11 protein-coding genes and 2 pseudogenes are annotated in these 12232 nt (G+C 35.0%); 8 read left to right on the top strand and 5 right to left on the bottom strand.

Going from position 1 to position 12232, the window contains the following annotated elements; translation table 11 throughout:
* Positions 1 to 245: 245 nt before the first annotated feature.
* Entirely contained in the window at positions 246 to 1280 is a 1035-nt protein-coding gene (locus tag OZD68_RS04925; RefSeq protein WP_182309226.1) for an aspartate-semialdehyde dehydrogenase, read from the bottom strand.
* Positions 1281 to 1420: 140 nt separating this feature from the next.
* Here OZD68_RS04925 and OZD68_RS04920 point away from each other — a divergent pair, with 140 nt between their 5' ends.
* Positions 1421 to 1873, top strand: coding sequence for a hypothetical protein (locus OZD68_RS04920; RefSeq protein WP_015589289.1), 453 nt, complete (start codon positions 1421 to 1423; stop codon positions 1871 to 1873).
* A gap of 320 nt (positions 1874 to 2193) precedes the next feature.
* Positions 2194 to 3150, top strand: a pseudogene (locus OZD68_RS06805) (IS110 family transposase).
* Between the two features lie 213 nt (positions 3151 to 3363).
* Here OZD68_RS06805 and OZD68_RS04905 read toward each other — a convergent pair.
* The gene (locus tag OZD68_RS04905; protein ID WP_182309224.1) at positions 3364 to 4638 is read right to left on the bottom strand and encodes an APC family permease; all 1275 of its coding nucleotides are present in this window, start codon (positions 4636 to 4638) and stop codon (positions 3364 to 3366) included.
* A gap of 135 nt (positions 4639 to 4773) precedes the next feature.
* On the opposite strand from OZD68_RS04905, the gene OZD68_RS04900 reads away from it, so the two are divergent.
* From OZD68_RS04900 to OZD68_RS04880, 6 genes are all read left to right on the top strand, one after another.
* A complete protein-coding gene (locus OZD68_RS04900; protein WP_182309223.1) occupies positions 4774 to 6219 on the top strand; it encodes a hypothetical protein in 1446 nt (481 codons plus the stop codon).
* A gap of 404 nt (positions 6220 to 6623) precedes the next feature.
* Positions 6624 to 7790 carry an aspartate kinase gene (locus tag OZD68_RS04895; RefSeq protein WP_182309222.1) on the top strand — a complete coding sequence of 389 codons (1167 nt, stop codon included), beginning with the start codon at positions 6624 to 6626 and terminating at the stop codon, positions 7788 to 7790.
* A gap of 91 nt (positions 7791 to 7881) precedes the next feature.
* Positions 7882 to 8085, top strand: coding sequence for an IS5 family transposase (locus OZD68_RS04890; RefSeq protein ID WP_007549940.1), 204 nt, complete (start codon positions 7882 to 7884; stop codon positions 8083 to 8085).
* Positions 8086 to 8118: 33 nt separating this feature from the next.
* Entirely contained in the window at positions 8119 to 8247 is a 129-nt protein-coding gene (locus OZD68_RS04885) for a hypothetical protein (protein WP_255317429.1), read from the top strand.
* The gene (locus OZD68_RS06635) at positions 8190 to 8501 is read left to right on the top strand and encodes a transposase (RefSeq protein WP_182309248.1); all 312 of its coding nucleotides are present in this window, start codon (positions 8190 to 8192) and stop codon (positions 8499 to 8501) included. Before OZD68_RS04885 ends, OZD68_RS06635 begins: the two co-directional genes overlap by 58 nt.
* A gap of 162 nt (positions 8502 to 8663) precedes the next feature.
* Positions 8664 to 8876, top strand: a complete 213-nt coding sequence (locus OZD68_RS04880) for an RNA-dependent RNA polymerase family protein (RefSeq protein WP_259365960.1) — start codon at positions 8664 to 8666, stop codon at positions 8874 to 8876.
* A gap of 154 nt (positions 8877 to 9030) precedes the next feature.
* On the opposite strand, the gene OZD68_RS04875 is transcribed toward OZD68_RS04880, so the two are convergent.
* From OZD68_RS04875 to OZD68_RS04865, 3 genes and pseudogenes are all read right to left on the bottom strand, one after another.
* Positions 9031 to 10947 carry an ATP-dependent helicase gene (locus OZD68_RS04875; RefSeq protein ID WP_182309221.1) on the bottom strand — a complete coding sequence of 639 codons (1917 nt, stop codon included), beginning with the start codon at positions 10945 to 10947 and terminating at the stop codon, positions 9031 to 9033.
* A gap of 127 nt (positions 10948 to 11074) precedes the next feature.
* Entirely contained in the window at positions 11075 to 11419 is a 345-nt protein-coding gene (locus OZD68_RS04870; RefSeq protein ID WP_458695183.1) for a WD_0964 family protein, read from the bottom strand.
* 58 nt (positions 11420 to 11477) lie between these two features.
* Positions 11478 to 12165: pseudogene (locus OZD68_RS04865) on the bottom strand (IS630 family transposase); the annotation flags it as partial.
* Positions 12166 to 12232 lie beyond the last annotated feature (67 nt).

The following is a 12232-nucleotide window of genomic DNA, read 5'->3' as shown; positions in this document are numbered from 1 at the left end:
GGCTAAAATTCAAGAATTTCAATGCTTTAGCTATTTTCAATAGAATTAAATTTATTAATATAAATAACAAGTTACTATTCTTAAATTTGATCAGATTGATTGCAAAAAAAACAAGATTTTCAATAAGTTGCTTATAATCCTAATTATAGTTAGCCTTTCATAAGTAGCGATGCAACAAAGCCATTCGAGCGTCACGCGCTGCCATGTGATATACAATTTCCTTCGAATTACAACTTACGTGCGCTCTATATGCACTTGATTGACAAATGCTCTCTTATCAAAATCTCAAGAATCTGCACTATATTTAATGCTGCGCCTTTGCGCAGGTTGTCAGCCACTATCCACATATTTAATCCGTGCTCAACAGTATTGTCTCTTCTAATACGCGATACATATACAGCATTCTCCTGTACAACATCAATTTGAGTTATGTATTCACTATCTTCACGCCTGTTGTACACTAAAACTCCACTATCTTCGGCTTCACTTAGCACTTCACGAGCTTGTTCTTCAGTGATATGTTGATCAAATTCCACATTTACTGCCATAGCGTGACCGATAAAGACGGGTACCCTTACACAAGTTGCAGTAACTTTTATATCTTCCTCTAAAATTTTTTTTGTCTCCTCTTGCATTTTCCATTCCTCTTCTGTAGAGCCATTTTCCATGAATTCTCCTACATGGGGAATGCAATTGAATGCTATTTGCTTAGAGAATATCTTGGGTTTTTTAGCTTCGTTCATAAAGATTTTTTTTGTCTGGTCATAGAGCTCATCCATTGCTGCTTTGCCTGCACCAGAAGTTGATTGATAAGTTGAAGCAACGATTCTCTTTATTTTTGCTTTTTGGTGTAATAGATGTAGTACTAGCAGCATCTGTATTGTAGTACAGTTTGGATTGGATATTATGTTGTGGTTTTTATATTCCATAATTTTTTCTTTATTAATCTCTGGAATAATGAGTGGCACACCCTCTTTCATTCTAAAATGGGAACTGTTATCTATCACGATGCATCCAGCCTGTGTTGCAATTGGTACATACTCTTCAGAAACATGAGATCCAGCACAGAAAATGGCTACATTAGTTCCAACGAAGTCATAATCCTCAAGGCATAAAACTGTTAACTCTTTGTCACTAAAGCTCACCTTCTTCCCTTCTGATTTTTTCGATGCAAGTGCAATAACGCAATCTATCGCCTCATCTTGAAATTCAGCAAGCGTGCTTAATACCTCACGCCCTACTCTTCCGTTTGCTCCAATAACAGCAATTTTGTATCTCATATAGATGAACCTCTAATTTTAAAGTTCTATTATATTTTTACTGACAAAATTTACAATTGTTTTAATATTTTTACCTTGCAATTAATTGTAATTTAGCTATTATTATGCAATATTAGTAATATTACATAATGAAATGAAAGATGAGTAAGGAATACGATGAAACTAAGGTTAAACCTGCAATGTCTACACCTCAAGGGCCTGAAGGAACCAATGGATCAAAGGCCCAAAGTGTTCTTTCGAATAAAAGAAAGCCTACAATAAATTTTGATGATAAAAAGTATGGTGTAAAAACCTCTAAAATAGACCAACAGTCTCTAAACAAAAGACAAGAATCTTCAAAGCTAAGAGATCTCTTAAGGTCAATACCAATAATAAGGAGATTTTTAGCAAGGATTTTCACACCTGAAAAAATAGAAATCATCAGTAACCCTATATATGACAACATGGAAGCATATAAAAAATCGCAGGAAGATTACCCTAGTAAGATAAAAGATGAAACTAGTATAGATGATGAACACACAAAAGAAGTAGATAGTAAACTTGAGAAGGGTAATGTTGAACAAGTGGACAACAAGAAAAGTCGTAGTTCATAAATATCAATCATTTAAAAATTATCTCTAGTTATAACATTGTATCTGTTCAGATGCATGGCTCATGTACAAATATTGAAACAAAAATTCCAGTGCTCCTTTCTCGTCATCCCAGTGCGTGACACTTGTATCTTTATGATGTGAGGCATTAGAGCTAAAATACCTCACAGGGAGGGTGAAGCTGATGCGACACTAATGCCATTAAGCCAGATTTTGCTTCCCTCCCACAGAGTTAAAGACTGAACAGTATCTTTTGGAATTATATCCCGTATTACAAGGTTAGTCTAAACTCTCAGTTTATTTATAGTCTTGGAGGCAATTTTATGCAAGTAAATGCTATTTTGGGTGTGGATATTTCAAAAAAGAAATTTGATGTTTGTTAGTGGACAGTAAAAAACGACACAAAGTCTTTCAAAATAATCAAGATGGTTTTGCAAAACTTGTAGTTTGGTGCAATGGCCATGGAGCAAATCTTACTCATTTATGTCTTGAAGCAACTAGTTGGTATGGAGAAGATTTGGCTACTTTTATGCACGATTTAGGACATAATGTCAGTATAGTAAACCCAGAAAGCTTTTGGCAAAAGTGAGCTGCTCAGAAATAAGACAGATAAATCAGATGCAGCTATGATAGCTAGATTTTGTATCGCCAACAAACCTGCTCTTTGGAAGCCCATTGCACCTGAAATGAGGCATTTGAGGGAGCTTTACCGTTGCATGCAATCGCTAAAAGATGATAAGGTGCAACAGACAAATCGCTTGGAAAACAAAAATATGCATTCCAGTTGCAAAGAAGCTATATCTAAAGTAATTTTGGCAATAGAGGAGCAAATTATTGTTCTCGAAAAAGAAATTAATGAGCATATAAATAACTATCCACATCTAAAAAATATGGTGGAAAACCTTAAGACTATAAAAGGTATAGGATATCTTACTGCTGTTGCTGTTGTCGCAGAAATGCCATCAGTTGATAACTTTGACAATGCTAAACAATTTACAGCTTTTGCTGGTCTAAATCCAGGACATTATCAATCGGGATCGTCAGTAAGTAAGAGAAGTTGCATATGCAAAATAGGATCTGAGCGTATTCGAAAAGCTCTTTATATGCCAGCTATAGTAGTCAAAAACCATAATAATCATTTTCAAAAGTTTTGTCAGCGTCTAGCAAGTAAAGGCAAATGTCCAAAAGTCATAGTTCTTGCGTTAATGCGAAAATTAATGCATGTTTTTTTTGGTATTCTTAAAAATAATCAACCATTTAATTGTAATTTTGTTGGATAATTTGTTTGACAGCAGAGACAGTATCTGGGATCCAGATTGGGCACTAAGTTGGTAAACAAGAAAGCGATTAATCCTTTACAACGTTTTTGATGGAACTGCGCGAAAGAACTGGATGCCAGTGTCACGCACTGGCATGACACCCATTTCTTCCTATAGTTGTCTTTTCTCGTCTACCTTATTTTGCCACTCTGCTGAACAGATACATAACATTTGCTATACAGAAACTCTGCGATACCAAAATAAATAAAGAGGTACGCCACTTGCAGTGAATAAGCTTGCGATCAGCAAGGTATTCACAGAAGTTTCAAATATTACCCAGCAGCAAAAGGTTGTTGCTATACTGCCAATTAAAAATTTGTAACAACTCTTTTCTTGCACAATAACTTTGAGAAAAGCAAGACTGCATGCAAGGTAAACAAATAAAAATGAAACTACAGAAAAGTCGATAATTGATGTGATCTGCTTAGCAAAATTGTTGCTTGAAGTGAGGATTAGTAAAGTTGCAGTTCCAACTGAGCTAGTTGTTATGCCCCAGAAAGGAGAACCGTGCTTGTTTCTTTGAGCAAAAAACTGTGGCATCAGTTTATCTTTTGCAAGGCCAAGGGCCACTTGTCCACTAGCTAGTACCCAAGCGTTTAAAGTACCAACACAAAAAATGAACGCAGTTATAGAAATAATCAAGTGCCAATTGCCAGAGGCCATAATTTTTATTGCGTCAACATATGGTGCTCTTGCACTTGCTAAATCATTGCCATTTATTAATCCCATAATTGCAAGATTGTTGATAAAATACACAACAGCAACAGAGATTGTTCCAAGTACCACAGCTCTTGGTATTGTTCTAGCTGGATTATCAACTGACCCTGCAGGTGCTGTTGCCAATTCAACTCCAATAAAACCCCATAGAGTAATAAGTGTAGAACGTGCAAGAATCTGCGATGTTGTAAGATTTGATATTTCTTCACTTATGATGAAGTTATTTCTATCAAAAAAAAACAATGCTGCTATAGGTATTACAAGCAATACAGAAATTTTTATCACCGTCAATAAAAACTCAACACGTCCAGCAGTAGCTACTCCTCTAAAATTTATTAGTGTAATAATTGTAAGTAATAACATCTCTAAAAACAGATGTACGTTTTGAATATCTTCATGGAAAAATGGTGTAAGATAACCAACACCCACAACTATTACGGCTGTTGTGCTAACCCATGAGATCACCCAATACGTCCAACCAACAAAAAAAGCTCCAGCATGGCCAAAAGCATGCTTTACATAGACGTGAGGGCCACCCGTTTCCGGAAATTTTGCGCAGAGTGAGGCAAAAACTAAAGTAAGAGATATAGCACCAAGCCCTGATATTATCCAGCTTATAAGGCTATACATGCCATATGGAGCAAGGCTAATTGGAAGCATAAAAATTCCAGAGCCAATTTGGCTGCTAATCACTAAGGCAAAAATAGCCCAAAAACCTATTTTATTTGACACAATAATTCTTATCTAAATAGATTAACAATATACCCTAAACTCAGAAATTTCAATTGATCTTTTAACATAAAAACTTGCATTTTTTTCAATTTATTCCTAAAATAGATTATATTAACAGATTATTAAGAGGGGGTTATGAATCCGAGATTAAAAGCATTTTTGGTTGTTTGTAGTATTATTGCATTTTTGATTGCACTTTTGTTTCTCGTGTATTATTTAAATCTTCTTGTTAACTATATCCTTGACCCGATTCTAGTTCGTCCCTTTGAAAGATTATACAAAAACTTAATTGTTGATGGTCTTTATGCCTATTTATCTACAAGCACTTCTAGCCCTGCACTAGCATTTTTGGCTACAGGTTTTATTGTTATTGCTGCGTTTATTTGCCTGAATAAAATGCTTCTTCCCTTGCAAGAGAAGATCATAAACAACTATACCTCCTTTAAAAACAACAATATTGATAGCAATAGCATGTTGTTTGAGGTTTATAAAGATCCAACAATAAAATTAAAGGACAAAATCTTATTCTTCAGTATACACTTGATATATTACCTACAGCTTCCATTTTTGTATATTGCATCAAAGGTATCAGCTCTACGTGGGTTTCTTATATTTAATTTTGGTTTATTATTGTTAAATTATGCACTGCTAATTCCAGTAGCACTTCTTGAGTTAATAAAATATCCATCAGTAAAACTCTTTTCACCTTTGGGTTTGAATGTAAAGCAGCTAAGCTTTTTGTTTAATGTAAGTGATGTGGGCACTGGTAGTCAAAGTGTTCATACTAGAAGTTTTGAGGAAAGTGTCATAAACTGCGCTGAAGAACTAAAACAGAAATTTGGAACTCAACCAAATGTACTCAATAAAGAGTTTGAAGACTACATAAATAATTCAGATGAGCTTACAACTGAGCAAAAAGAGCAATTAAAACTTTATCTTAACTTTAATGGTTCCAATGAAGCAGCTTGGCAAGAATCAAAAACTGGACTAACTCTCACACAAGCTGCAAACTTAGTTTCAACTGCTGCTAAGAATCAAAAATCAGATGTGAATTCACTATTACTAATGAATTTAAAGGATGGACTTGGTTTATGTACTTTGGGAATGTTCGATCGTATTATTTATTCGCTTAGTTGTCTTGAAGCGAAAAATAATTTCTTGGTTCAAATAAATGGAGCAGTGAACGTATTAACACCTAAATTTACTGAAAGATTTTTAAAAGAATATTGCAATTATAAAAAATTAAAAATTTTGGTAGACAAGTTTGAAGATTTTTACTCCGAAGATTATGCGGATAAAAATAATATAAGCGATGAGGTGAAGAGCAACATTAACCAATCAATAATAGAAATAAGAGAATTTGTCTTTAAAGAGCTTTACATAAAATTTTACGAAGAGTATGGAAAAAGTATTCAAAGAGGTGCCATAAAGCAAAAATTAAGGGAATTAGTTACAGATGATAGTATAAAGGAAGCAGTGTATTATTCAATGTATAATATAGAAATCCCTGCAGAACAACCTACTTATCTTGAAAGAGTAAAAGCATTTTTTGGAGGTCATGCAAGGTCTCCTGCTGCTTAGTGGTGGGCTCATGTCATGGTAGAAAATTTTGACTTTAGCTAAAAAAATTACTTCCGCATACTTGAAACCTCATTATAATGACAATTAGAGATGTTTCTCGAGCTCAAAATTTGTCTCCGTCTGCAGACTTTTCATTTAAATTTCAGTTAAAAATGTGGCGTATCTTCTTCAGTGTATGTGGGTGCACACGCATACTTAATCTCTGCCCAATGTGCGTTGCATTTTTTCTGAATCTTGTTCATATGGTGGATTCTATGCATAAAATTCCAGACACTTGACTTTAGCTAAAAACCAACTGGCGCCTATGGTTTTTTATAGTTTTATCTTCCCTTTTCTGAACCGCTTGCAAGCTGCTATCTCTACAAAAACTATGTTTTTCTTCAGAAGAGAGTTATATTGTAACTATGGACAAAATAATCATAAAAAAATTTGGTGGGACTTCGCTAACTGATTTAAACCGAGTTGCAAATTTGATAAAAAACGATATTGAGAAAGGTTGTAATGTAATCGTTGTTGTATCTGCTGTTGCAGGATTGACTGACCAAATGGCTTTTCAGGCTAGGCAAATCTCAAATTTAAGTTGCAGACAAGAGTTATCAGAGTATGACGTTATGCTTTCAGCAGGAGAACAAATCTCTTGCGGTCTATTAGCTATCACTCTCCAATCGATCGGAGTTAATGCTAAATCGTGGCTTGCCTGGCAGTTACCAATTGTAACTGATGATTTTTATTCTGAGTCTAAAATAAAAACAATAAAGATTGACCGTGTGAAAAGATCTTTTGCTGAGGGTTATACTGCTGCGATCATTGCTGGTTTTCAGGGTATAAATGATGATAGAATCACTACTTTTGGAAGAGGAGGCTCTGATATATCAGCAGTTGCCTTCGCGGTAGCCTTTGGTGTTAGAATTTGCGAAATTTTTACTGATATTGATGGAATATATACAGCAGACCCGAGAATTGTTCCAAAGGCACGCAAGCTCAAATTTATCTCTTACGATGAAATGTTGGAAATGTCGTCATCTGGTGCTAAAATACTGCATAATCGTTCAGTACAACTTGCAATGAAACATAACATTAAAGTGCAAGTGCTATCCACTTTTAAGGAAGTAGAAGGCACCACAGTGCTACACAAAAGGGATGTACTAGAGAGATACTTAATTACTGGAATAACTTATAGCACTAATGAAGCTCTTGTAACTTTCACTAACCTTGCAAATAACTTGCGTACTTTAAGAGATATAGCAGGAGCAAACGTTAAAATTGATATGATACATGGGTCAAGTTTTGTTATCTCCAAATTTGATATTGATTTAATGGAAAAGTTACTGAATAAGAATGAAAATTATGCTATAAACGATAATGTAGCTAAAATTTCAATAATTGGTATTGGTGTTATGTCTAACACTGAAGTGATGCACCGCACACTCAAGGTTTTAAGCGAAAAAAAGATAGAAATACTTGCTATCACAACATCTGAAATCAAAATCAGTATAATTGTTCAAAAAGAATGCGCTGTAGCTTTAGTCAAAGATTTACATACTGAGTATGAGCTTGATATGCAGCACTAGGATAGGCTTGACGTCCAGTTGTCTAAGAGTATGTCTTGAAAAGGAATGAGGAAAAAAATATGATAGTGTAAGTAAAAAATAGGAGGGAAAATTGTATCCAAGTGATATAAGTGATAAGGAATGGGAAATTTTGGAGCCACATGTTGCACAAGGAAAGATAGGGAGGCCAAGAAAGCACAATATCAGAACAATTATTAATGCAATAAGGTATATAATGAGAGGTGGTTGTCAATGGAGAATGCTGCCGAAAGATTTTCCTCCATGGAAGACGGTGTATGACTATTTTCTCAGGTGACGTAGTAATGGCAAATTGGAAAAAATACATAATATGCTAGTAAAAGAGGTAAGAAAAATGTTTGGTAAAAATGAAACACCTTCAGTAGGAATAATTGACAGTCAATCAGTAAAAACCACTCAAAAAGGGGATCCAGAGGATATGATGCTGAAAAAAAAATAAAGGGTAGAAAACGTCATATTGTTGTAGATACAGTTGGCTTAATTATTGCGGCTGATGTTCATAGTGCAAGTGTTCAAGATCGTGATGGTGCTCTAAATCTTTTCACTCAAGCTAAATACAAGGCTCCAACTTTACGTAAGTTTTTTGCTGATCAAGGATACATAGCAAAACCGCTGTTTATTGGAGACAGGATGCGATCACCAAGAAAGCTGTTGATGTTACAGGATTTTTCGACAATCTGGACCACAATTTAGCACTGCAGGCTATCAAGAAGCACACAGACTGCAAATGGGTCATACTGTATGTTGAAAGGTGGATGAAATCCCCTATTCAGCAAGCAGATGGCAGTAAGGTAGTTATGGAAAAAAGGAGTTCCGCAAGGAGGTTCAATAAGCCCAATCATTTCAAACATATTTATGCACCATGCATTTGATATATGGATGAAACAAAATCACCCAACAGTACCATTTAAAAGATATGTGGATGATGCGATAGTGCACTGCAGAACTAAAAGACAGGCAGAATTTATGCAAGCAGCAATTGAAGAAAGATTGGCACAATGTAAGCTAAAATTGCAACCTGATACCAATGCCATTCCAAAACCCCATCATTATACTGCCTTAGTATAACCTTCTCACTTCTATTGTCTATTTGTTTGTTATGTAATAGAAATTGGTATGAGATTGAAGAATTAAGTGTGAACGGTTACAGAATTTTTGCCAGGAGAAACATATAGTTAAAGTAATTCAGATTTGTAAGATATGTTTATCTGCAATTATAGCTTCAACAGTAGGCAATGTTGCTTTTGATTACCTCAACATTTTCTCTTGGCAATTCTTTAATGAACCGAGAAGTGCGCATCGGTTGCCACTGGTTGTTAATTTCCCTCCTATCTGCACATGAAATGATTAACCTTTCCTTGGCTCTGGTTATGCCAACATATGCGAGTCTCCTTTCTTCTTCTAAAGCTTTACCACTTTTGTCATCAAAAGATCTTTGATGAGGAAATAATCCCTCTTCCCAACCAGGTAGAAACACGCACGGGAATTCAAGTCCTTTGGCTGCATGAAGAGTCATAACATATACGGTGTCATCGTTATTCATATTATCCACTTCCATCACCAAACTTATGTGCTCCAAGAAAGTTGTGGCATTATCGAAATTTTTTAAAGATGAGATGAGCTCCTTGACATTTTCTATTCGTGCTAAGCCTGTTACCTCCTCATTTTCAAGCATTTCAATATACCCTGATTGGTTTGCTACGATTTCAACGAATTCATGCAGTGGTTTTACGCTTACTATTTCTTCCCAAGCTTTAATTTTATTTAAAAAATCATTTAGTGAGAGTTTAATTCTTTCGGTTACTTGATTACTATTAACTAATATTTTTGCTGCCTCAAAAAAAGAAATTTTGTTATCCTGAGCAGTCGTGTATATTTTCTTTAGAGTTGTAGCTCCTATGCTTCTTTTTGGCCGGTTTACGATCCTTTCGAAAGCTAAGTCATCGTTATTGTTTGTAACGAGTCTTAAATATGCAATTATATCCCTGACTTCCTGACGTTCGTAGAATTTTACGCCACTTATAATCTTGTAGGGAATTGAATATTTTATAAAATACTCTTCGAGAACTCTAGTTTGAAAAGTGGCCCTTACCAGCACTGCAATGTCACTAAATCTGTATTTATTGAGCTTTAATATCTGTTCGCTTATGAACCTTGCTTCAGCTTTTCCGTCCCATAATTTTATTAGATTTACCTTTTCCCCTTCAATGTTTGTTGTCCACAATTTTTTTTCTAAGCGAGTCTTATTGTGATTGATAACATATGACGCAGTTGCAAGTATGTGGGATGTTGACCTGTAGTTACACTCTAGTTTAACGGTTTTTGCATTTTTAAAATCATCAGAAAACTTCAAAATATTTTCAACTTCTGCACCACGCCAACTATATATCGACTGGTCATCATCTCCTACACAGCAAATATTTGAGTGCTCTTTTGCAAGGTATTTTAGCCAAAGATATTGTATCGCATTTGTATCTTGATATTCATCTACCATGACATATTTAAACTTGTTTTGGTAGTAGGACAGAACTTCGGTCTTTTGATTAAAGAGTTGTATGTTATATAGCAATAAGTCACCAAAATCGACAGAGTTAAGGAATCTCAACCTTTCCTGATACTGGTGATAGACTTTGAGTGCAGTTACGTACAATGGCCTAAATGATTGAATATCTTCCACTTCGGATGGCAATAAGCACTTCTCTTTCCATTGCTGAATAATATTCATAATGGTCTTACATTTTTCTGATAGGTAATCATGGCTTATTTCATTGATAATATTTTTTATTACCTGTAATTGGTCATCCACACCAATGATTGTAAAATTGGGGTTTAAGCTCACAATTTCTGCGTGCAGGCGCAAAATTTTTGCTGCAATTGCATGGAAAGTGCCAAGCCATGGTATGTTTGTGCCCGTTAGCTCAAGTACCCTTGATACCATCTCATTTGCTGCTTTATTTGTGAATGTAACAGCTAATATTTCATCAGAATAAGCGTGAACATTTCTAATTATGTGTGCTATTCTTGAAGTAATCGTTCTTGTTTTTCCGGTTCCGGCTCCTGCCAATATTAAAACCGGTCCATCTATGTTAGTTACAGCTGATTGTTGTTCTGGATTTAGCAGTGAGAGATAATCGTTCATCGTAGCCCTATAGATTATAACTTCGTAAAGTTAAACCTATGATTGAAATATTGTAAAGGTTTTATTGAATAGAACAGTTAAAGAATGCTTCACTCAAGTACTACATATTTAAACGTAGGTTTTACATCTATTTTGTTTTAGTAGTTTCAGGTGTATGTCGAGTAACAACAACTTGATTTGAGGTATTGGCACCAGAACTTCTGCTTGTTGGGTGGATAAGTGGAGTTTGGAATGGCTTATATGTACGGTTTAGTTCCTTCATTTCTATTTCTTCAACTTCAACAAGGGGTTTTTCTTTTGGGGTATAGCGATTATGCGTTGCAGGTCGTTCAGTGAGATTTTCATATGTTTCTTTCAACCAAGTTCCGATATCATACATAAATCCATACGCTTTTTCTTTAAATTCTCTCAATGATCTACTGAAACTTGCTAGTGTGTCATTAAAGTAAATTGTCATATAGTCTCTTGTGATGTATTGATAACTTTCTCCATCTAGTCTGCTACTTTGTGCGTTATACCAATTCTCATTACTAGTAAATCAAATAAGCGGCATTGCAGAGTTTTTTAATTGTGGAGTGAGAAAGAGAGGTAATAAATTTGCACAAAGCGCTCTCAAGCAAAGCAATTGTGTCGTAGATTTTGTTACGCAAAATGTTCTGTTTTATATATAACCAAAACCTCTCAACAGGATTGAGGTCAGGTGAGTATGGTGGTAGGTATATAATGTCGATATTTTTAGGTACTTTTAAATTTTTTGACTTATGCCAACTAGCACAATCCATGATAAGAAATGCCTCCCTTGTTCCTAAATATTGTGACATCTGCTCAAGGAATATATTCATACAATCAGTATTGACGTTTGAGCTAGAACTTTCTCCATTTCTGGGATTAACTGCACTATAGAGATAAAAATTTTGCCTACCTAGTTTTACCTTAACCTGTGTCCTAATGCCTTTTTTAAACCACCAGTGTCCAATCTTTGAATGTGTGCCAAACCGCGATTCATCGAAGAAAAATAGCTCTTTTTCAGGATACATGACAATAGTTTCATTAAGATTTTTTTTTAAATTCCTCTTGTTTACTTTTATCTTGTCCGTTATGCACTGGTCTTGGTGTGATATATGAGAATTTCATTCTTTGCATATTACGGTGTACTGTAGATTTGCTGATATTCAAACCAAACTTTTCTTGAATTCTTATTTTCATTTCTTTTATAGTATAGCCTTTCTTATAATAGTCCGAATGCGATAAGATATGTGTTTATTGCTATAGCAGGCCAGTAGCA

The organism is Wolbachia endosymbiont of Drosophila bicornuta (assembly GCF_028982105.1).
In the GTDB taxonomy this organism is placed as follows: Bacteria; Pseudomonadota; Alphaproteobacteria; order Rickettsiales; family Anaplasmataceae; genus Wolbachia; species Wolbachia pipientis.
Note: the sequence above shows the minus strand (reverse complement) of the source record. Positions and strands in the feature narration are given on the sequence as shown.